Source organism: Candidatus Komeilibacteria bacterium CG_4_10_14_0_2_um_filter_37_10 (assembly GCA_002793075.1).
Classification (GTDB): domain Bacteria; phylum Patescibacteriota; class Patescibacteriia; order UBA1558; family UBA1558; genus UM-FILTER-37-10.
Map to the genome: position 1 here is coordinate 34,782 of PFPO01000073.1, position 22,640 is coordinate 57,421.

22 protein-coding genes and 1 tRNA gene are annotated in these 22,640 nt (G+C 32.5%); 11 read left to right on the top strand and 12 right to left on the bottom strand.

All coding sequences use genetic code 11. The features are described 5' to 3' along the window. Positions 1-25: 25 nt before the first annotated feature. On the top strand, positions 26-730 hold the full coding sequence (locus COX77_03940; GenBank protein PIZ98651.1) for a hypothetical protein: 705 nt from the start codon (positions 26-28) through the stop codon (positions 728-730). Positions 731-847: 117 nt separating this feature from the next. On the opposite strand, the gene COX77_03945 is transcribed toward COX77_03940, so the two are convergent. Genes COX77_03945 through COX77_03955 form a run of 3 tightly spaced genes read right to left on the bottom strand, consistent with a single transcriptional unit; the run spans position 848 to position 4,293 of the window. After that, a complete protein-coding gene (locus tag COX77_03945; protein PIZ98652.1) occupies positions 848-2,059 on the bottom strand; it encodes a hypothetical protein in 1,212 nt (403 codons plus the stop codon). Continuing rightward, complete coding sequence (locus COX77_03950) at positions 2,040-3,566, bottom strand: glutamate--tRNA ligase (protein ID PIZ98653.1); 1,527 nt, start codon at positions 3,564-3,566, stop codon at positions 2,040-2,042. The genes COX77_03945 and COX77_03950 overlap by 20 nt, the downstream gene beginning before the upstream one ends. Next, positions 3,544-4,293 (bottom strand): glycosyltransferase, encoded by a 750-nt coding sequence (locus COX77_03955; protein PIZ98654.1) that lies wholly within the window; start codon positions 4,291-4,293, stop codon positions 3,544-3,546. The genes COX77_03950 and COX77_03955 overlap by 23 nt, the downstream gene beginning before the upstream one ends. Positions 4,294-4,436: 143 nt before the next feature. Here COX77_03955 and COX77_03960 point away from each other — a divergent pair, with 143 nt between their 5' ends. Genes COX77_03960 through COX77_03990 form a run of 7 tightly spaced genes read left to right on the top strand, consistent with a single transcriptional unit; the run spans position 4,437 to position 10,725 of the window. Continuing rightward, positions 4,437-4,931: a hypothetical protein gene (locus tag COX77_03960; protein ID PIZ98655.1), complete on the top strand. Its 495-nt coding sequence runs from the start codon at positions 4,437-4,439 to the stop codon at positions 4,929-4,931. Positions 4,932-4,942: 11 nt separating this feature from the next. Next, on the top strand, positions 4,943-5,443 hold the full coding sequence (locus COX77_03965; GenBank protein PIZ98656.1) for a hypothetical protein: 501 nt from the start codon (positions 4,943-4,945) through the stop codon (positions 5,441-5,443). After that, entirely contained in the window at positions 5,427-6,836 is a 1,410-nt protein-coding gene (locus COX77_03970) for a hypothetical protein (protein ID PIZ98657.1), read from the top strand. The genes COX77_03965 and COX77_03970 overlap by 17 nt, the downstream gene beginning before the upstream one ends. Positions 6,837-6,839: 3 nt before the next feature. Continuing rightward, entirely contained in the window at positions 6,840-7,616 is a 777-nt protein-coding gene (locus COX77_03975) for a hypothetical protein (protein PIZ98658.1), read from the top strand. Between the two features lie 3 nt (positions 7,617-7,619). After that, a complete protein-coding gene (locus COX77_03980) occupies positions 7,620-9,308 on the top strand; it encodes a hypothetical protein (GenBank protein PIZ98659.1) in 1,689 nt (562 codons plus the stop codon). Positions 9,309-9,311: 3 nt separating this feature from the next. Continuing rightward, entirely contained in the window at positions 9,312-9,779 is a 468-nt protein-coding gene (def, locus tag COX77_03985; protein PIZ98660.1) for a peptide deformylase, read from the top strand. Then, a complete protein-coding gene (locus COX77_03990) occupies positions 9,760-10,725 on the top strand; it encodes a hypothetical protein (GenBank protein ID PIZ98661.1) in 966 nt (321 codons plus the stop codon). The genes def and COX77_03990 overlap by 20 nt, the downstream gene beginning before the upstream one ends. Here COX77_03990 and COX77_03995 read toward each other — a convergent pair. From COX77_03995 to COX77_04005, 3 genes are read right to left on the bottom strand one after another with little or no spacing between them, the layout of a single operon-like run. Beyond that, the gene (locus tag COX77_03995) at positions 10,706-12,199 is read right to left on the bottom strand and encodes a hypothetical protein (protein ID PIZ98662.1); all 1,494 of its coding nucleotides are present in this window, start codon (positions 12,197-12,199) and stop codon (positions 10,706-10,708) included. The two genes, COX77_03990 and COX77_03995, sit on opposite strands and share 20 nt — an antisense overlap. Then, positions 12,189-12,710, bottom strand: coding sequence for a hypothetical protein (locus tag COX77_04000; protein PIZ98663.1), 522 nt, complete (start codon positions 12,708-12,710; stop codon positions 12,189-12,191). The genes COX77_03995 and COX77_04000 overlap by 11 nt, the downstream gene beginning before the upstream one ends. Continuing rightward, positions 12,707-13,171, bottom strand: a complete 465-nt coding sequence (locus tag COX77_04005; protein ID PIZ98674.1) for a peptidylprolyl isomerase — start codon at positions 13,169-13,171, stop codon at positions 12,707-12,709. The genes COX77_04000 and COX77_04005 overlap by 4 nt, the downstream gene beginning before the upstream one ends. 264 nt (positions 13,172-13,435) lie before the next feature. On the opposite strand from COX77_04005, the gene COX77_04010 reads away from it, so the two are divergent. Further along, positions 13,436-13,509, top strand: a tRNA-Gln gene (locus tag COX77_04010). Positions 13,510-13,740: 231 nt separating this feature from the next. On the opposite strand, the gene rplI is transcribed toward COX77_04010, so the two are convergent. The 3 genes from rplI to murA are packed head-to-tail and all read right to left on the bottom strand — an operon-like array spanning position 13,741 to position 16,700. Further along, a complete protein-coding gene (rplI, locus tag COX77_04015) occupies positions 13,741-14,178 on the bottom strand; it encodes a 50S ribosomal protein L9 (GenBank protein ID PIZ98664.1) in 438 nt (145 codons plus the stop codon). Between the two features lie 6 nt (positions 14,179-14,184). Next, positions 14,185-15,441 carry a S41 family peptidase gene (locus tag COX77_04020; protein PIZ98665.1) on the bottom strand — a complete coding sequence of 419 codons (1,257 nt, stop codon included), beginning with the start codon at positions 15,439-15,441 and terminating at the stop codon, positions 14,185-14,187. After that, the gene (murA, locus tag COX77_04025; GenBank protein PIZ98666.1) at positions 15,441-16,700 is read right to left on the bottom strand and encodes a UDP-N-acetylglucosamine 1-carboxyvinyltransferase; all 1,260 of its coding nucleotides are present in this window, start codon (positions 16,698-16,700) and stop codon (positions 15,441-15,443) included. The genes COX77_04020 and murA overlap by 1 nt, the downstream gene beginning before the upstream one ends. A gap of 62 nt (positions 16,701-16,762) precedes the next feature. Between murA and COX77_04030 the strand changes: the two genes are divergently transcribed. Beyond that, positions 16,763-18,094 carry a hypothetical protein gene (locus COX77_04030; GenBank protein PIZ98667.1) on the top strand — a complete coding sequence of 444 codons (1,332 nt, stop codon included), beginning with the start codon at positions 16,763-16,765 and terminating at the stop codon, positions 18,092-18,094. On the opposite strand, the gene COX77_04035 is transcribed toward COX77_04030, so the two are convergent. From COX77_04035 to COX77_04045, 3 genes are read right to left on the bottom strand one after another with little or no spacing between them, the layout of a single operon-like run. After that, positions 18,088-18,411 carry a hypothetical protein gene (locus COX77_04035; GenBank protein PIZ98668.1) on the bottom strand — a complete coding sequence of 108 codons (324 nt, stop codon included), beginning with the start codon at positions 18,409-18,411 and terminating at the stop codon, positions 18,088-18,090. The two genes, COX77_04030 and COX77_04035, sit on opposite strands and share 7 nt — an antisense overlap. Next, entirely contained in the window at positions 18,404-19,858 is a 1,455-nt protein-coding gene (locus tag COX77_04040) for a hypothetical protein (protein PIZ98669.1), read from the bottom strand. Before COX77_04040 ends, COX77_04035 begins: the two co-directional genes overlap by 8 nt. Then, complete coding sequence (locus COX77_04045; GenBank protein ID PIZ98670.1) at positions 19,842-21,479, bottom strand: hypothetical protein; 1,638 nt, start codon at positions 21,477-21,479, stop codon at positions 19,842-19,844. Before COX77_04045 ends, COX77_04040 begins: the two co-directional genes overlap by 17 nt. A gap of 45 nt (positions 21,480-21,524) precedes the next feature. Between COX77_04045 and COX77_04050 the strand changes: the two genes are divergently transcribed. Then, positions 21,525-22,640: hypothetical protein (locus COX77_04050; GenBank protein ID PIZ98671.1), on the top strand; the 1,116-nt coding region annotated here is incomplete at its 3' end.

Genomic DNA, 22,640 nt, shown 5'->3' on the forward strand with positions numbered 1-22,640 from the left:
TAAGTATTACTTAATACTGCTTTTAATGATATTAATTTATTTTGTATTTTATAGTAATTTATGGAACATTAGATATTTAAAGATTACTGATAGTTCAATTACTGATACCATACCTATTGAAAATACAATATGGTATAAATTACAGGGTCATTACTATTTATTGGTTAGTAAGAGTAATTATTGGTTTATCCAAACTAGTTTACTTAATCAACAATTGCTGGAGCAATATCCTTACCTCAATATAGTAATTGAAAAAAAGTTTCCGCGGACTATGATAGTAAATATTTCACCAAAAAATTCTAAGATAATTTGGCAGAAGGGTGACATTTATTACTTAGTTGATAACGAGGGTCAACTAATACATGAGTTACGTACCAATACTATCAAAAGGGACAACTTTGTCATTATTGAAGATAGAATTAATAATTCTGTGCAATTGGGTGCTAGATTACTCAAAATTGAAGATTTGAACGGCATTATGAGTGTCGTAGCAGAATTTAAAGAAATGAATTTTACCAATCTGCAATTCAATCGAGTTATTTACGACGACATTAGTTTAAGTACTATTAAAATTCTAACTAATAATAATATTGAAATACATTTAAGTTACCGAAAAAACATAACTGATCAGCTAAATAAGTTAAAATTAGCGATAGCACAGAATAAGCTGGATTTTACTACCATTCACTATATTAACCTAAAAATCGATCAGCAAGTTATCTATCAATAAGATATGGCGTCGTATAAGATATATTGTGCGACGCCACAGTAATTACTAAATAAACAAAAAAGGATTGGTTACTATCCTCTTTTTATTGTAATTCAATCACGCAATGATTTACCGATATTAAGGCAAATAATCAAGTGGGTTAACTGGTATTCCATTACTTCTTACTTCCAGATGTAAGTGTGCACCAGTTGTTAGATTGCCAGCACCAGCAGTACCCGGCATACCACCGGAATAACCAATAATTTCTCCTTGCACAATAAAAGTGTCCTCGGCTACAATCATTCTGTTTAAATGTCCATAAACTGAAGAGATGCCATCACTATGTACTAGCATAATATAATTATAATTTCCACTATTACCAGTATTTTTAACTTTAGCTACATAGCCGGACTTAATCGCCCGCACAGCACTCCCCTGAGACATAGCTATATCTATCGCTGGATGCTCAAAAACATGTCGATAGGGATAATCAGGATCATGAAAATAAGCAGTAACTAAGCGAGAGGTACTAGGCCAAATAAAGCCCTTTTCTGAGGCAAGAAACTGCTTACTGTTTGATTCTAACAATTTTTTGCGAGCTTTTATTTCTAAGTTGTATATTTCACTGTTGATTTGTTGCTGCTCTTTCTTTAATTGATTTAACAAAATAGTATATTTACTCTCTTCACCCTTAGTCTGCTTTAATATGCTATTTTTAATAGTAATATCACTATTTAATTTTTCTTCGTTAGAGCTAAGCTGATTCTGTAAACCAATTAGCTCATCATGTTTTTGTGTTAATAAATTATTTTGTCTGGTTAATTCCACTTTTTGACTATCCAAGTCATCAACTTTTTGTTTTAAACTATTATTAATCTTATTTATTTGATTAACATGATTAAAAAATGCACCCAGAGAGTCATTTGTCAATAAGGCCGTTAAATTATTTTGATAATAGGAGCGTCTGTTTATTAAACGAAGTAAATCAGCAATTATTTGTTGATGATCCTCTATTATTTTTTCCGCTGCGGCTATTTCTTCCTGAAGCTGTTGAGTCTGTAAATTAGTCTCCTCTATTTCTAGACTTACAGTTTTAATTTCGAGATTCACTTTATCGATTGTTTGATCCAGATTAGTTATTTGACCGGCAAGAGTATTAATTTGTTGGCGTGTCTTGCTTAATGATTTTTCATAGAGCTCTTTCTTACGTTTCAACTCTTCAATTTGTTTCTGTTTTGCGATAATTTCATCATTAATACTATCGGCAGCTAGTAGCTGATTAGTTAAAACTGACGTTAAAAATATAATCAATATTAAATATTTTATATACTTATTTGTTTTCATATTCATGTAAAAGTTTTATCGCTGATTTAATACGCGTTATGGACTCTTGCTGTCCAAGTTCTAATAGTAATTCTAATGGTGCTTCACTATGCTCTTTACCCGATAAAGCGACTCGTAGTGGCCAATAAACATCGCCATTGTTAAAACCACAATTTTTAATAAGATCAGTAAAGAATAGTTGCAGAGTCTCTTGCTGCCATTGTGTCGTGGTTAAAGTAGTTAAGAATTGATTAATCTTTTCTAATGCTGACAAACTTATTGACTGAGTGCTTTTTTTGAATATTAATAACGAAGTTGGGTAAGTTGCTAGTTTTATTAAATGAGAAAAATAATCAGGATAATCAGCAAATTTTTTAATACGTGTTTGTGCTACTTGTGCTTGAGATTCATTGAAGTTAACTAAGAATTCAGGATGATTTTGAGAAAGCCAAGTTCTTAATGATTGAGAAAAATTAGATAAACTTAATTGTTGCAAATAGTACTGATTAAACCAATCTAACTTTTCGACATCAAAAATGGCAGCAGCTTTATTGATTTGCTTGATACTAAACAACTGAATAATTTGATCCAGAGTCATTTTTTCTAAGTCCTGACCAGGATGCCAGCCCAAGAGGGCAATAAAATTAATAATGGCTTCTGGCAAATAGCCCTTAGCTAAATAATCACAAACCGCTACATCACCACTGCGTTTACTTAGTTTAGAGCGATCCCTATTAATTAGTAGAGGTAAATGGATATATTTAGGTAGTGGCCAATCTAAGTATTTATACAAAAGGACATGCTTAGGTGTTGATGGTAGCCACTCTTCGCCGCGAATAATATGATTAACTCCCATTAAATGATCATCAACTATTACTGCTAAATGATAAGTTGGATAACCATCAGATTTTATTAATATTTGATCATCGATTAGATTGCTATCAAAAATAAGCTGCCCTCTTATTTCATCCAGTACTTCAATTTTCTGATCAGCTGGTACTGCTAAACGGATAACATAACTCTTCTTCTTATTGAGATTATCAGCCACTGTGGCTGGCGTTAAATGACGACAAAATCCATCATATTTGGTTGGCTTTTTTTCTTTTGTTTGTTGCTCGTGCAATTGACTCAAGCGATCACTATCACAAAAACAATAATAGGCATTTCCCTGAGCTATTAATTTTTGCCCATACTTTTGATAAATCGTTAAACGTGCTGATTGTAAATAAGGACCATTGTTGCCAATTTCCGATAATGTGTGGTCATCTTTTGTTATTGGTCCTTGATCATAATGTAGATGAAAACTATTTAAAGTATTAATAATATCAATGATTGAATCTGCTACGAGCCGTTGACGATCAGTATCTTCAATTCGCAGGATAAATTGGCCATTTGTTTTCTTTGCTAAGGCATAATTATAAAGTGCCGTACGTAAACCACCAATGTGCATATAGCCAGTTGGTGAGGGTGCAAACCGCGTAATAATCGGTTGACTTTTCATAAATAATGATCTAATTTTTTGCCCAATAGTCATATTTAATAAATAAATAAGAAAATTTAATTAGCGCTGAATAAATTCTTTGATACCTGCGTGGCTGTCGTACTAAACGGTAAAACCACTCTAGACCACAGAAACGAATTAAATATGGCGCGCGTAATTTAGGATTAGCCAAAAAATCGAACGAACCGCCAACACCAATTGCAACTTTGACCGATGATAATTTATCCAAATAATTAGCAATGAACTTTTGCGCTTGGGGAGCATTGTAACCAACTAATAACAAGTCAGGTTGCAGCTGATTTATTCGTCCTATGATTTCATTAAGCTCAAGAATATTCATTTGTTCAATATTGGTAAAACCATGATCGCAGCCCACTATGTTAGCTTGGGAATTAATTGCCAGTATTTTTCTCTTAGCTTCATAAGCAATACCCTCACGAGCGCCGAGCAAATAAACTCGATAGTTATTAATGCGCGAGTCTTTGATTAAATAACTAATTAAATCAATACCAGTGATACGACAAATTTTTGCACCCTTGAGCCGCGCTGCTAATACAACACCCGTCCCATCAGCGGTATTATAAGTACAATTATTTAATATTTGTTTAAAAATAGAATCTTGCCAGGCAGTAACAAGAAATTCCGGATTAACTGTGGCAATTTGATGTTGTTTGGTGCTTACTAGAAGTTCAAAAAAATTATTCATCAATTGATTAAATTTTAAATCATCTATTCTAACACCTAGTATTTTAATACTCATGATTAATAAATTAGTAATGAATGTTTCTACATTTTGCCACAATCATCAGCTGAACAGCCAAAATATTTCGAAATTAAAGGCTCACTGTTTAGATTTTAGCAGTTTTTCTTAGATTTAGCAATATTTTGTGCTATAATAGAATAATGATTGAAGCCATTCTTAAGCAAATTAAAAATGGTGGTTATCAATGCACTTTGTGTCATCACAATTGTTTTTTAAAAAATGGACAAACTGGTCTTTGTCGTACCAGAAAAATGATTAATAATCAACTAATGGTTTTGAATTATAATCAAATAGTTGCTTTACAAGTTGATCCGATAGAAAAAAAGCCATTGTATCATTTTTTACCTGGTTCCCAGACTCTATCTTTAGCTTGTTGGGGTTGTAATTTTAAGTGTTTGAACTGCCAAAATTTCAATTTGTCGCAGGAAGAAGAGTCAGTCACCGATCAAGCTATTGATGTTAATGAAGTAATTAACAGGGCAAAACAACTAGGGTGTTTATCAATTGCTTATACTTATACCGAACCAACAATTTTTCTCGAAACTGCTTTACCAATTATGCAAGCGGCTAAGAAAAATGGTTTATTTAACATTTGGGTGAGCAATGGTTTTTTTCTGAACAATGTTGGCAATTAATTAAACCATATTTGGATGCTATCAATATTGATCTAAAGTTTGGTACTGATTATCAATATCAAAAAATTTGCCACGGTCGCTATCAACCAGTATGGAACAATATTGTCCAAGTAAATAACTCACCGGTTCATTCAGAAATTACCAATTTAATTATCCCGGGAATTAACGATGATCAAAAATCTTTTTTGACGTTGGTTAAAAAAATTTATCAGCTTAATAAATTTATCCCCGTACATTTGAGTAAATATTTTCCCGTGGAACCAAATCTCCTATCAGTAGTAACTTCTGATAAGCAATTAATAAATTTTTATCAGCAAGCCAGAAAGATTGGATTGCCGTATATCTACCTTGGTAATGTAAACAATGAAAAATATAACTCCACTTACTGTCCTCATTGTTTAACGACTATTATCACGCGCATTGGTTATCGCACTATTAATTATCTAATCAATAATCGTTGTCCTCGTTGTCTTTATTCAATTAACATTTATTGTAATGAGCAAACTATTTAAAAGTATTATTATTAGCATTATCTTGTTACTCACTACTAACATCTTATTAGTGCACGCACAAATAGAGTATGAATCAAATCCCCTTTTTAATGCTAATTTGATTATTTCTGATCAAGATTTTACCAACTATCAGTCAATGACTTTGGAAGAAATACAAAGCTTTTTAGAAACTAAGGGTACTTTGGGTAGTTATATTGATCCCATGGCAAATCTGCGAGCCTCTTTTATTATTTTCACTGCTGCTAACGATTATCAAATAAATCCGCAAGTATTGTTAACTTTAATTCAGAAGGAGCAAAGTTTAGTAGATGATCCGTCCCCTAGCAAAAGACAATTGGACTGGGCCGCCGGCTATAGTTGTTACAACGGATCGTGTGATGAAAATTATCGCGGTTTTACTATGCAAATTAGAGGTGCAGCAAGAAAATTTATGGTTGGTTATTGGCCTGATTTGGTAAGTTCTAATTGTACTTTTACTAATTGGTGTGTCAATAAACCCAAAAGGACGCAAGATAATATTTTGGTTACCCCCGGAAGCAAAGCAACTTGTGCTCTGTATACTTACAATCCCTATCGCGGTAATACCATAGTCAATGGCTTAAAAATTGGCGCTAATTATAATTTCTGGAAAATCTGGAATCGTTGGTTTGGCATCAGTAAATATCCGGATGGTACTTTGCTCAAAGCTAAGGGACAGGCTAAGGTTTTTGTCATTAAAGATGGCCAAAAAAGATGGATAACTTCCTTCGCCGCCCTGACTACGAGATTTAATCCCAATAATATTATTGAAGTAACTGAGGAAATGCTTAGTAGCTATCCTGAAGGACCTGCTATCCGTTATCCGCTTTTTACGCTACTAAAAACACCGAACGGTTCAATTTATTTAATTGATCGTGATAGTAAACGAATAATTGTCTCTTGGGAAGTTTTTCGCCTTATTGGTTTCAATCCTGAGGAAATTGAAGAGGTTGATTTTACTGATGTTAACGATATTCCTGACGGTATTCCTATTACCCTCACAGACTCGTATCCTACAGGCGCAGTTCTCAAGGTGCAAGGTAATAATGATCTATATTATGTAGAAAATGGTTATCGTTACCCAATTATTGATGAGATTATTCGTCTTAATCAATATTCTTATCTAAAACCAATAACGGTTACTACGCTAGAGATTGAAAAGTACCAACTGCGGGAGCAAATAAAATTTAGTGATGGGACGTTATTAAAGGCTAGCAATGATAATAAAGTCTATGTTATCTCCCAGGGAACAAGACGATTGATACCAACGGCTGATATCTTTGTGAATTATGGATATAGTTGGTCCAATATAATCGAAGTCAGTCAACAAGTATTAGAATTACATCCCTTAGGTGAATCATTAAGTAATTTGTAATTTATGTCCTTAGTTTATTCGTCAATATTGCCTCATCCACCACTACTAGTACCCTTCTTTTTAACGAAAAACAAATTGTTGTTAAAAAATCTTTTGGTTAGTATTAATCAAGTAAAGGAATCAATTTATCATAAAAATCTGGATACCATCATTATTATTGCTCCTCACACTCAACTAGTCAGTGGTACCATTGAAATAAATATTGCTAATCAGTTTACATTAGACTTCAGCTCCTTTGGTGATTTGTCTACTTATAAAAATTATCCATCAGATTTGGACTTAATTGGTTTACTTCATGATAGCGATGTTAAAAATCTATCTTTCCAATATCAAGATCGGGTTAACTATGATTACGCGATACCCCTAGCTCTTTTAGACAACAATTTAGCGGTAAAGTACGTTTTAATTGGTGTCAATAACTGTTCTGACGAACAAATAACAAGTTTTGCTACAAGTTTAACGAATATTTTGCATGTAGAAAAGAAAAGAGTTGGAATGATTATTTCCGGTGATTTATCACATCAAATTGAAAAAAGTAATAGCAAACTTAAACTATTGGCTGCGGATAATTTAATTTTGGATTGGTTAAAGAATAAAGAAAGTTTTATTAATAGTAATCAATTATTAACAAGTCATGAATTTAGCCAAGCTGGTATTTGTCTCTATCAACCACTATTACTCGGTTTAACGATTCTGAGTAATATTAATTATCAATGTAATATCTTACGAACGGATAGTTTAGCCGGAATAAACTATTTAATTGCGGAATTCATTATTTAGGATATGTACTATCATATCATTCCTATAGCGAAGATAAATCCTCAAAAATCAACATTTATTTATCACAGTGCACAGGAGCTTAGCATTGGTGATATTGTGAATATTAATTTAGGGGCGACAAAATATTTAGGATTAATATATCGCCAGGCTTATCAACAAGAAATAAAATTTAAAATTAAAGATATCACCACCCCGATCAAGGGTTTATTTTTAGACCAGCAACAAATTAATTTAATGGAAAATGTTGCGGAAAAACTGCATTTGTCTTTAGCGACGACTTTATTTATTCTCATGCCAAAACTGACAATCAAAAAATTATTGATCAGTACCCTATACAAAACAAAGAAGCTTGATTTAATCAAAAGAAATTATCGCCAGTTTTATATAAACTATCATTTTTATGAAGACAAATTAAAATATTATCAAAAAATAATTGGTAATTGTTCAGGACAGAGTTTAATTATTGTGCCTGATATTATATCGCAGGATAATATTTACCAGTATCTAAAAAAGGGTAATGCCAAATTAGAGATTATTAAATTATCCGCACAAACAAAATCCAGCCAACAAACAGAGTATTGGCGGGATATTCATAATGGCCAAATTAAAGTAGTTATTGGTACCAGAAAATCCGTTTTTTTTCCTTTTAATAACTTGCAAAATATTATTTTCGACCAAGCAGCAAATAATAATCATCGACAGTGGGATCAAAACCCTCGTTTTGATAGTAGTATTTTAGTTGATAGTTTAGCAGCCACCCATGGATCAAATTTATATTTTGTGGATTGTTTTTTTAATTTGTCTTGCTATCAACAAATATTGCAACAAAAAAAATATTACCAATTGCAAAGCGCTAACCAACGGGGTAATATTGAAGTTCATAGTGGCGATGAGCTCAATAAAATTTCTGATTTATTACAACGGTTAAACAAAAAGGATAAAATAATAGTTCTTTTTAATCAGTTAAATAAACGGCAACTATTTTGCACAAAATGCCAAATCTCTCTCGATAACGAAACTTGTCATTATTGTAATTCAACTAGTTTACAAAGGGTTAATAGTATATATGAATTATGGCAACAAGCAGTTAAAGACAAATATGACGGTTTAGATGCCTACTTATTTTCCGCCAATAATAAATCAATTAATACCAATAAAAGTATCATCTTTGCTACTGTTGCTATTTTGCCATATTTACCCCAGATGCAATGGACTCGTTTGATTATTGCTGATTTTACCAGTTGGCAAAATCATTTAGATTTAGATCGACAGTTTTATCTACGTTACATACTAAATTATTTACTGGCTTTTAAAAAACCCTTAGATATATTTACTAGCGAGAAGGGCAATCCCCTCTTACTCGTTAATGATCAACAGAAATTTATTAAACAACAATTACTGCTAGCAAAAAATAATAATTTATTTCCTTATCACAATATAATTAAAATAATTATTAAAGCAAAAACCAAAATTACTTTGCTAAAAAAGACAGATTTACTAATTAAATTTTTGTCTTCATACATCCTAGTTGATGAGCTGTACAAAACTACTATTTCTCATGATCACAATCAACTGTATCATTCACTTATCTTGACCGATTACCATAATCATGATATTAATAAATTTATCCAATGCAAAATTAGCGGTGTTTATTGGGAATTAAATCCTTATCAAGTAATTAGTAATAAATAATTTATGATTCTAAATATTTTAACTTACCCTAATAATTTTTTACGCGGTAAAAATCGGATATTACGTGATATTTTATCGACCGAGACCCAAACTTTTATTGAAAATTTAAAAGAAACTATGTTGGTTAAAGATGGTGTTGGTTTAGCAGCTCGGCAAGTTGGCAATGAAGACCAAATTTTTGTGGTACAAATCGATAAAAATATTGAAGTTTTTATTAATGCCAAAATAGTTTACTCCTCTTTTATTAAAAGTGAATTAGAAGAGGGATGTTTATCAGTTCCCGATGTTTATGGTTTAGTTAGTCGACCGAAAACAATACTAGTTAAATATTACAATCAAATAGGTCAATTAAAGATCAAAAGATTCAGCAATTTGATTGCTCATGTAGTCCAACACGAATATGATCATAATCAAGGTGTCCTATTTATCGATAAAGTAAAGGAATTAACACATGGCATTATCCCCCAATAAAACAAAAATCATTTTTTTTTCCTCGGATCACCATACCTGGCCAGTGCTGAGATATTTAGCACAAAATGTTAATTATGATGTTTTACTGATTACTAAGAATGAAAAACCTATTGGTCGTAATCAGGTGATGTCAGCCAACAATTTAGCCCTGGAAGCTGATAAAAATAATATTTCAACAGTTGCCGTTTCTTCAATAGATCAGGAATTAAATAATAAAATTGCTGATTTCCAGCCAGCGATAATATTTGTTTACTCCTTTGGTTTGATTTTCCCAACTTGGTTTATTACTACTTACGGAGACAAAACTATTAACATTCATCCGTCAGATTTACCGAAATATCGTGGCAGTTCTCCGCTCCAGGCAGCTCTGCTTAAGGGAGACAAGAAAACAGCAGTTTCGTTTATCAAATTAGCTAATGATGTAGACGCTGGTGATGTATTATGTAAGTATCCGCTCATTATTCAATCAACGGATCAATACCTGACTCTAAGTCAATCAGTCAATCAGTCAATAATACAACAAATTGATAACTTTATTAATCAATATCTAAATCACAAGTTAACAGCTTCTACTCAAGGACTGGTAGGACTGTCCAAAACCAGAAAAATCAATAAACAAAATGGTCTTATTGATTGGCAATTAGCTGCTGTTGCTATTTTTAATAAGTGGCGAGCTTATTATTATTGGCCGGAAATCTATACTTACTGGCAAAATAGTAAGTTGATTTTAAAAGAAATTGCACTTGCTACAGATCAAAATCAAATTGCTCACATCGGGCAAATTTATCAGTCAGCTAATAAACAAATTTGTGTTCAATGCGGTGTCGGTTCGATAATTATATTACAAATACAGTTAGCCGGAAAAAAACAAATGCCCATCGAGTTATTTATTAATGGTCAGCGAACATTTATTGATTCCTCTTTAGCTAATCCTTTTTCTCAGTAACCCAAAAACCCAATTTAAAGCGGCCACCGAGCATCATCCGCGTTTGCGCGTCAGTAGCTGGTAGGGAACCAAATATGATCATCGTGATCGGAAAAATTAGCCACTGAAAAAACATTATTAAATATTTAGCCCAGTGATATTTTTGCGGTTTTGGTGGCAATATTTTCGTGGCTAAAAAACCAGTTAAAAATAATCCCACCATTGAAATAGACATTAAAAATTTTAGGATATAGGGTGCTTGCTGAGCAATATACAACTCTTGAATATTTTTACTAGCTACCCATAGGGGTAATTTACCCATAATAAAAATGAGTAAGGGTGCCGTGGCCCACGAATATACACCCTCTGTTTGATTCCATAAATACCGTATTTTTTTTACTAACGGTATTTTTTTGTTACGCGCAAAATTCCAAGCCATATAAGGAAAGTGTTCAACGCCCCAAGCCCAACGACGCATTTGTTTATATTGATTGATCAGGCTTCGCCAAAATTTACCCATATAAACAGTATTCATGGAAACTGGTATGTACATGGGCTTGACCTGATAATCACCATTATAATAGATAAAACACTGCAAAAAGATACGTGAATCCTCGGTAACAATATCATTTTGCCAAAAACCAACCTTAACTAAAGTATCAAAACTCATACTATGCGAAGAAAAAGTAAATAATCTTTCTGGTCTGGCCAAATCAGTTAATAACCAAAAAGTGGTTGAGTTGGCCACCACTCGTGTAATAAAATTCGATTCCCACATGTTATTATGATAAAAAGCTAGAGGCTGATAACTATAATGCGTGGGCCGATCAACGGTAGCATATTGCATAGTTAAATAGGCAAAATATTGCGGATGGACATGGGTATCAATATCAAAACAAGAAACAATAACTCGCTCATGGGGCCAGCCTTGTTGATCAACGTATAGTTTGGCTTGTTGACCAGCATAATGCATGTTTGATCCTTTACCCGGCAATTCGCCAGCAACATTCTGGGGATGAACAGTAATGATTAATTTCTTAAAATATTGTCCATACCGTTCATTGATAATGGCACTAATGTTCAAAAAATTTTCTTTATCTCTCTCCTCACCACCCAAAATAATAGTCATTTTCTTTAAAGAATATTTTACTGCTATTAAATTATCAAATGTTTTGGCAATAACTTCTAACGGTTCCTTATAAGTTGGTAAAAAAATTAGATGCTCATATTGCTGATAATTAATATGGCGATAATCTAATTCTTTTTGCCAATCAATTTTGATTTCTGATTGATATTTCCGCCAAGAAATAATCAAATATATTAACGAGTAGCTAATCCGCAAAAACCAATAAAGATCAAAAAGAATAATAAAATAGATGGCGATAATAGGTTGCCAAAAAGATAAGATAACAGCGCCAATTAGGGTGGTCCAAACTAAAAAACCTGGTAGTATTTCTAATAGTCGATAGTAGTAATAATTTTTATTAATTATCATAGAATTGATCTGATGTTATCGACTTGATAGCTGAATATTCAAAGGTGATTTTAGTCTCTAATTGGTTATTCAACGTTGATACTGTAAGCTCCTGTGGCCAATTATCGGAGTTCATCACTAATTTTATAATCTGCCGATCACTAATTAATTGGTATTCATTAACAGAAACACCCTGTAGACGATTGCTGTTTTGCGCGAAGTAATTTATCAAAATATAGGGATCAAATAATAACCAATTAGCCGCGGCCAGATCACTAATATTACTACTAATAGGTGCATCTAAGATGGTAATAGTACCATCTTTTTCCACTTTCAGATTATTATCTAATCTGGTCAAAGAATAACTTGTATCTTGATAAATCAATTTTACTTGATAATTTGGTACAACGGCAGGAGAAAAATTAGTATTATTTTGCTGGGCTATATTCCAAGCGACGACCAATAAAACTATCAATATGATGATAATAAAATATACTAATCCTTTGATATTTGTTCCTTCCCGAAAGATCATTGTAAAATAATTTTTTCAATTATAATATCCTCTACCGGGTAGTCATTAGCACCGATGGTACTATTCTCAATGGCGTCGAGAGTTTCCCAGCCACTAATAACATAACCAAAATTTGTATGGACGCCATCTAACCATGGCGTTTGTTCAGCGGTCACGATGAAAAACTGACTGCCATTAGTATTGGGTCTCGCAGTATTAGCCATCGCTAGCGACCCTCGCACTAATTTATGTTGGTTAAATTCGTCGACAAAAGCATAACCAGGTCCTCCGGTGCCATCATTACTACGATCATTGTCTTTGGAGTTGGGATCACCACCTTGAATCATAAAATCTTTAATAACTCGATGAAATTTACTATTGTTATAAAAATTTTGTTCCGCTAAGTAGAGAAAATTATTTACAGTTATTGGTGATTCATCATTATACAATTGGACTTTTATTTCCCCTTTATTCGTGACAATTGTGGCTACAGAATATTTGGTTAATAGTTGAGGTTGTTGGCTAACTGGTAAGATTTCGTCATTTTTCACAGTTTTTTCGGTAGTTTGTTGTTGTACGTTATTGTTATTTTCCATATTTTTTAAATTATTATTAGTATTTACTGCCTTTTGCTGATTTTGACAACCGCTAAGTAACAAAATAAAAGCGGCAATTAAAAATATTTGTTTTTTCATTATTGACATTTTAATAGTTAATTAATATAATATTTTCGCAAGTTATTATGATCGGGGGTCGTCTAACGGCAGGACAGCGGGTTTTGGTCCCGCTAATCGGGGTTCGAATCCCTGCCCCCGAACCACGTCATAATTCATCTCATAACTGCGTGTTTCAAATCAAGTTTGAACCACTCCGTCATTCGATAAATTATTCCTTTAAAATCTTCACTTTTCTTCTCCCGCCAGAAGCGGGGTCAGACCAAGTGAAGATTTTGTTAATATCGTATCGGGCGGTAGAATGATCAGATGTTATTTTTCAACAGAATTGATATTTCTGTTTTTTTTATTTAATCAAAAACAACCTACTAACTATTTTATTTTTTACTAATGTTTATTTTTAGTTTTACTGCTTGTTTATTGAGAATAATTTCTATTTCCTGTGAACCAAGTTTTTTTACGTTCTGATTAATTTGCAAACTTTTATTAGGTAAATCAATTTTGAATTGCTCTTTAATAGAATCAACTATTTGCTGTTCATTGATGGCGGCGTACAGATGATTTTGATCATTGACCCGTACTTTGATCTGTAAAGTTGCATTAGTTAAAATATGGATGATTTTCTCTTGCTTAGGTAAATCAACTAACTGCTTATTATCTTTTTGTTTATTTTGTTGCACTAAACGGATATTCGTTGGTGTCGGTAGGAAAGCAAGTTTTTGGGGTATTAAAAAATTTAATGCTAATCCATCTTTCACTTCTTTAATTTCACCGACCCTACCATGAATACAATTCTTGATAAAAAGTATTTGCATATAATATTATTGATTAATAATTTTTAAGGCTTCCTTTAGTTGATTATCGTCTGGGTCTTCATAATTTCTTTCTACTTTGATATCAGGTTCAACACCTTTTTCATTAATAACCCTATTATTTGGCGTTCGCCATTCAGCCACGGTTATTTTGATCGCTGAACCATCAGATAAGTTTTCTAACTCTTGAACTGATCCCTTACCAAAAGTCGTTTCTCCGATAACTGTTGCTAATTTATAATCTTGCAGCGCTCCAGCCAATATTTCACTAGCTGACGCTGATCCGCCATTAACTAAGACAACAGTAGGCAAACTTTTCAAAATAGGATTACCTACTGTTTTGTAATCTTTATTTTTTGTGGCATCATAAAACATTTCCTTGACCATAACTTGATCATCCAACCAATAGCCACCGAGTTCAATAGCAACGTCCAAGAAGCCACCAGGATTATTACGTAAATCAACTATTAATTTCTGAGCGCCTTGATTAATAATTTGATTTACTGCCTCTTTGAACCTTTCTCCAGTATCTTGATTGAAGTGGGTTATCTTGAGATAAGCTATTTTATTTTCCTTCATCTGCCAAGAAACACTAACTATTTTAATAACATCACGGGCTATTTCTAGTTTAATCGGCTGATTATCGCTAGCATGGACAATAATTAAGCTAACTTTAGTACCCTTTTCTCCGCGAATCAAACTAACAGCTTTATCAACGGATATATTGGTTGTATCCAATTGATTAATAGCAATGATTTTATCTCCTGACTGAATGCCAGCTTTTTCCGCCGGTGTACCCGGCAAAGGAGCTATAATGGTTAAATGATTATCTTTGATACCTATTTCTGCACCAATGCCTTGAAATTGTCCACTTAACTCTTCAGTGAATTCCAGGGCTACCTTAGGATCAAAAAACACTGTGTACGGATCGCGCAAAGCTGCTACTGATCCAGCTAAAGCTCCATAAAATAATTCTACTTCATTTAATTTATCCTGATGTAAATATTTACTTTTCAACAAATTCCAAGTTTGCCAGAGAAGATTAAAATCTATATTTTTGGTTAAATATGCCGGTCGTGAATCAATATTTACTACCTGACCGTAATCATTGGTTGTGTTAACGGTAGTATTTCCCAGTTGTCCGGTGTAAACACCAATAAAAAAGATTACTGGTACAATAATAATAACTAATAAGAATTTCTTTAAAGAAAAAGTTCTTTTGCTATATAATTCTGCTATTTGTTGTTTGTTTTGTTCTGTTAACATTAGTCAATTTTATTAATTTTTAATCCTAATTTTTGTAAACGCGGTACAAGATTTTGATATCCTCGTTCTATTTGATAAATATTATCTATTTCTGATGTACCCACAGCTATAGAAGCCGCGATTAACATGGCTATCCCTGCTCTTAAATCAGGACTTTCAACTTTTTTTCCTTGTAATTTAGTTGGACCCTGAATAATAATTCGATGCGGATCGCATAATATTATATTGGCGCCCATTCTATTAAGCATATCTGTATAATACAACCTACTTTCATAAATAGTCTCGTGCACCATACTCAAACCTTGGCTCTGAGTTAATAAGACAGTCATTGGGGCCTGTAAATCAGTGGGGAAGCCAGGATATTCGTGAGTAATAATGTTTATAGCTTGCAGTGGTTTTGGGCTACCATAAACAATAATATCATTTTTTTTAATTGTCATCTTAACACCAATTTTTTGCCACAGAGAAATAGGAATGGTTAACAAATTGGGCTGACAGTTTTTTAAGGTTATTTGTCCTTTATTTAAAGCAGCGAGAATAATAAAACTGCCCATTTCTAAACGATCTGGTATGACTTGATATCTAACACCTTGCAATTCATTAACACCCCCAATAGTTATTTCTGGTGTACCTGAGCCAATAATTTTAGCACCCATTTTGACCAACATATCACATAAAGCGACAACTTCTGGTTCACAGGCGGCATTAATAATCTTGGTCTCACCACGAGCCAATACCGCCGCCATAATCATGCTCTCGGTGCCAGTATGACTGACTTGGGGAAAGATAATTTGCGCTCCCACCATTTTCTTTGCTTGTAGTGAGTAATGATCGTGATGGAATTTGATTCGGACACCAAAATTGGCAAAACCATCAATGAACAAATTTATTGGGCGTTTACCAATTACACAACCACCGGGATGAGGTAAAATAGCTTTTTGTAAACGAGCTAACAGTGGGGCGATAAAAAGTATGGAAGTTCGCAAGCGACGAGCTAGCAAATCATCTATTTCCCAATTTTTTATCTGAGCATTATTTATCTCGTAAGAATTAGTACCTAACTTTTTAATCTTCGATCCTAGCTTGGTCATGATGGCCAACATAATTTTAACATCCTCAATGTCTGGAACATTATCAATAATACAGATTTGCTTGGTCAGCATTGTTGCTGGTAATATCTTTAAGGCATGATTCTTAGCGCCGGCTATTTCTACTTCACCCGACAGCTTATTATTTCCTTGGATTACATATTTAGACATACTGTATTTTAAACACAAATTATGGTAGTATTATATAATAATTTCCCGGTATTTTCAATTTTATGAAAATGTGGCACAAAAGAGTGACTTGGATTGGTGTAGTTATAATTTTTTTTATTCTGACACCTATTTTGATACTTTATGGACAAGGTTATAATTTTAATTTAGCCAAGCAAAGAATTGAACAAACAGGTATTATTTATTTAAAAACTTACCCGCGTTCCACGCAAATTTACTTGAATAATAAGTTAATTGCCAATTCTACCCCCTATCATATAAAAAGATTACCTGTTGGTGATTATGAAATCACTATCAAAAAAGATGGCTATCATTCTTGGCAAAAAAAAATAACAGTTGTTGCCGGGATGACTACTTTTATTGAAGACATAGTTCTTTATACCGATAATGCGCCACGGGAATTTAGTAATTTTCAGTTACAATCTTATTTTGTCAGTAGCGCCAATAATTTATTAATGTTAACGATCAAGGATAATAGTTATCAACTATTATATTTTGATTTAAATTTTAATCAACTAAAAAAGATTAAAAGTTGGGATTTGGCAAACAAAATTGAACTTTTAGCTTGGTCACCAAATGAAAGAAAGTATATCTATCGAGAAAATAATAAATTTTACTGGACTTCGATTGATGGTTTAACTACCAGTAAAGATATTAGTAACAATAAGAGCTATTTGGTCAATTTTACTTGGCATGAATTTGCGGATAACAAAATATATTCAACTATTAATAATCAAGTAAAACTATTAGATCTCAATCTTAATCGCCTAGAAAGTATCAGTTCCCAAGCCAGTCAAGTTATTACCGATCACAATAAATCCTATATTCTCACAGCAGCTGATAATAAATTTAAGAGTGTTTTAACAGAGCTAGGAATAGACGTTGAACACGATCGGATAATATTACCTTTTACTAGCGAAGTTACCGTAATAAAAAATGGACCCGTTCTTAGCTTTATCGACCAGGCTAACAATTTTTTGTATTTAATTGACACACCAATAAAAAAAACATTGGCTAATTATAAATTAATACCTTACGTCAAAGCAGCGCAATGGTACGCCCCACAACAAGATAAAATTTTATATTGGAATGACAATGAAATTCAAATATACTATTGGCATAAGAAACAATACCAAAATGTTTTTCGTTCCTCCGCCGTCATCAAAAATGCCAACTGGCACCCCAATGGTTCTTATATCTTTTTTTATGAAAATAATACTATTCGTTTGACGGAACTAGATGAACGAGACTTTAAAAATACTATTGATCTGGTTCAGGATAATAATATTGATCGTTTTTTTGTCAATAATAAAGGTGATGTTATTTATTATTATCAGCCAGAAAAACAAAAATTTTACGCTCTCCAAATTCAATAACTGAATAACAAGTAAAATAGTATACCAGTAACGAGAAATGGTACTAAAAGTAACGGCCAAGAGAAATTAAAATAAATTAATGCTAGCGTGGCTAAAAGTAGTAAATAAATAATACTACTTTTTTTCTTCGTAATTTTTGGCTGCTCCGAATAAAAGTAATAAATAACTAACACCATGGTAACTACTAGGTGGTAGTGTATATTATAATAATTACTAATAACGCCGGGCTTAATATTATCCATGATTAAAAATATTAAGAGAAAATATACGGCTATTAATACTAGATGATGTTTGATTTGTAACCAGGTATTATTCATGATAATTATACTTTAAATAACGATAAATCCGATCAAACCAAGTTCCCGAATCCTGATAGTCTAAACTAATACTCTTAATTATTAGAGGGTTTTCTTGGCTACTACCAGGACAAGCAATAATAAATCTTAATTTATTTTGTTCAATGGCGGCACGATCTAAAGAAAAATTTACTGATCCTGAAGCAATGTTATTGATTATAATTGGCGGTATATAAGCGGCAATAAAATAAGAAAAGTTGGAGTTATTATTAATAATTTCTAAATTATTGATATTTGGCTCAAAAAACATTGACCAATCAAAAGCAAAAAGACCATTACCGCTGATCATCATATCACTTTTGGGAATTATTAATTTACTCAGTCCCGATAATTTTTTGAGCGAATACTTTCTTTGTAACTCCTTAATTGTCAAGCTAGTATTATTAACCGTGACTGTTTGTAATCCGGCAGGGTGACTGGTGGAAAATTCTAGGGTTGTACTGTTGGTAATTAATTTATTTTCCTTAATTGGTATAATTGGGTTACCATCACGATATTCAGTGGAGTTAGCCAAATAAAGAATTTTATTAAAAGTTAAGTAGCGATGTTTGGTTTCAATACTGGTAGTAAAAATATCATAACCAGCTAAAAACTCTACTTGGTAAACGCCCTCTGTTAATTGATCATTGTGAATATTAATATATCTCTTGGGTATCGGTGCCACGCCTGTGGTTGAGTAGCCATCATCATTAACGCGAATGGTGTCAACTAGCTCACCGAATTCATTTTTAATATTAATAACAATATTATCTTCATTGTTAGCTCGATTATAATCCAGAATTTCTAAACGATAATCAAGACCTTTTTTGATGTAAGTATAAAAACTATAATCACCACGTAGGACATAATCAAATCTTCTTTGCTCCGACCAATCACTGTAATTATTAATCTGAAATTTATGATGCAGCGACATATTGTAGGAAGCAATATTATTAGTTAATTGCTCTGACTGATTTTCTAGAAATGACTCAATGGAACTAAATTCGCTTTGCTTTTGCCATAATGTATAACCGCGCTGTGTTATTTGGGACCAATTTAGTTGAGCAAATGAATCATTATAAACTGTCTGTAATTGATATGACCAGTCATTACTACTATTCTGTTTTAAACCAATCTTTAAGGTGTCACAGCTACGACTATCAAAATTTAAACCAATGCTTACTATTGATGCTGGATAAGGTAAACGAGCGGTAAAATAAACTGGCTCCTGGGTAATCTGCCAATTAGTATCTACTATTTCTATCCGATTAGCCGGAAATAAATCACCAATGATTGCTGATTGTTGATAAGGTTGACGCCAAGCCGTCAAATTGTTTATTAAACCACTATCATAAGCAACAAAAAAAATAGGAACTAAAATAGCCATTAATAAAAATATTGAATCAACTAATCTATTTGTTTTTGACATTTTGAATTTGGTAAAGACTCATTTGACCATACCCGATCGTTGTTTTTTCCAAATACCACTGATAACGACGGTATTTACTATTTAAATAGGCTAAATCCTTTTCCGCGTAATTATAATCCCACCAGTAAACGGGATATTCTTGAAGTAAGGGAGTTATGCGTTGATAATCAACATCGTAAAATAAATTAAAAATTGTTTGGCGTGCCGGAAAAAATATTTTGTCATTACGACCAGCAATAATAATAGCGCGCTGATCTACTCGTTCTAACACGCTACTGGCAATATTCTGATAGTTTAAAATATTATTTTTGATAGCGATAATCCCCTCTTGTTTTTCTAAATAGACAGCGGGAAAACTATACGCTGACCAAACTAACAAAATACTAATAAAAAATAAATACGTAGCTACTTTTACACGCTTCGTTAATAATCTAATACCCAGCGCTATGGTGATTGACATCAGAATATAGATGGGTAACCAATAGCGCACATAAGAAGTGCCGATAGTTATCGCTCGCGGATTGGGATTATCACTAAATTTCCAACTACCATAATAAACTAGAACGATAACGCTAACAACCATAAAAATTATCAAGATTAATAAGTTCTTGCGATAAACTTTATTTTGCTTATTTAATAGGGATAATAATATTGGCCATAAGGCTAAAATAAATAAAGTGGTTTGCCAAGAAAATATCAATTTCAAATAATTCTGCGCATTAAATATAATAGTTGATAAATCAAAACCAAAAGGTAATAAATATTTTCCAATAAACCATTGTTCGGACAATATGGAGTTACTTACTATTTGATAACCGATATTTAGGGGGGAACCAAAGTTAATAATATTGAAATAAAAAAACGGTAGGAGTGCTAAACAAAAAGTTGGCAAAGCAAACAATATTTGTGACCAGCAATATTTTTTTTTGTTGAAAATTAGCAGTATTAATAAAAGTGGACCCAGCCAAATAAATTCTGATGGTCGAATGAGTACTGCTAAGCCCACAAACAAACCAGAGAGCATCATTATTAAATTACTTTTTTTCTCAATAGCCAGATAGCCAAAGTAAATTGCCATAAATATTAAGGAACAAACAGGTACATTCGGCACCATGGGGCGGCTAGCATAATACCAATACGCTGGTGTAATCATAATTAATATAACTGACATCAAACCAACTCGTGGACCATAAATCTTCTTGAGTAATAAGTATAGTAAGATTAAAGAAGTTGTCGTCAATAACGAGGAAAATAATAAAATTAAACTATCATTATGAAAAATTTTCGCAAAGGATGCCGCTAAATACGATAAACCGATAAATCCAGTTGGTACTAAATTATGATTGACAATTTTTAAACTGCGCGGAGAAACTAAATCACCTGCTAATAATGAGGGATTACTAAATTGCAAAAAAGTATCTTGATGATAATAATTCTGCGCTGCCCAATAATAGGCTGTTTCGTCGGGAGAATTAAAAATTAAACGGTTAGTAGCGCTATCGTTGCTCGTAAATGGCAAAAAATTAAAGTAATTAATAATCAAAAAAAAGATGATGGCTGTTAGCAAAACAACCACAAAATGCCAGTCAATGTTTAAATCTTTAATCTTTCTTTCTAGCATCTTTTCATTATATCAAAATATTAGTGATTATGATAAAATAATAAGATGAAATTGAATAAATGGCTCCTGAGTTTACTGTTGCTAATTATTACTACCCTATCATTGTTTGCGCCTTGGGGATGGTTAAAATTATCTTTGGCAATTTTAAATTTGCTAACACTGTCCATTATTTATGGCTATTGGCAAGAAGGTAAAAAGCAAATTTTAGTTAATTTATTATCAGGATATTTATTACTATTCTCTCTCATTGTCATTATTAATGCTCTGCTGTTATTTTATTGGGAAATTAGTTATTTAAGTAACCTCATACTTTATTTAATATTTGTTGCTGGTGCTCTGATTATTATTAAACAAAAGGAGATCGTTGGCGAGATAAATTTTTCTTGGCCCGTTAATTTTTTACATCCTACTAAAAAAATTGTGATTTATCTATTGTATTGGTTAATTATCTGTTCCCTAATTATTCTCTTTACGCAAATTTTTTTTCATCGTAGTGAGCAAATAATTTTTTCGATTTGGCAAATATTACCGTCGAATTTTTTACTTTTCTATCTATTGCTCATCATCAGTCTATTTGTTTATTTAACAGTTGCTACTACTGGTAAAAATATTGCCCTAATGTCTATTCTTTTTTTAAGTTCTGGTTTGGGAGTAATGATCTACCGATTAAATTACGGATTTGATCCTTTTATTCATCAAGCTACAGAAAGTATTATCTGGGGGCAAGGATTTGTGACACCGCGTCCGATCTATTACCTTGGTTATTATGGAATTATTAATTTCTTTCAGCATTTTTTATCCCTCAGCAATGTTCTTATCGATCGTTATATTACCATCATCAATTATGCTATTATTTTGCCTCTGACTATCAATCAGTGGTCAACCATTAAAAGGTATCATTACTGGCCAGCCGCACCATTATTTTTACTACTTTTACCCTTAACGACCATCGCTTTAAATACGCCGCAAGCTCTAGCTAATGTTTTGTTACTTATTACTATTTTTTTGTTACTAGCTGATGATCTCAGAAATAAAAATTACTTATTACTATTACTGGGACTGACAACGATATTGATTCATCCGTTAAGCGGCATACCATTAATTTTCTGTTTGCTCTTTTATTTCTATCATTTCTATGTTAGCGACAAAACTAAAAAAAAT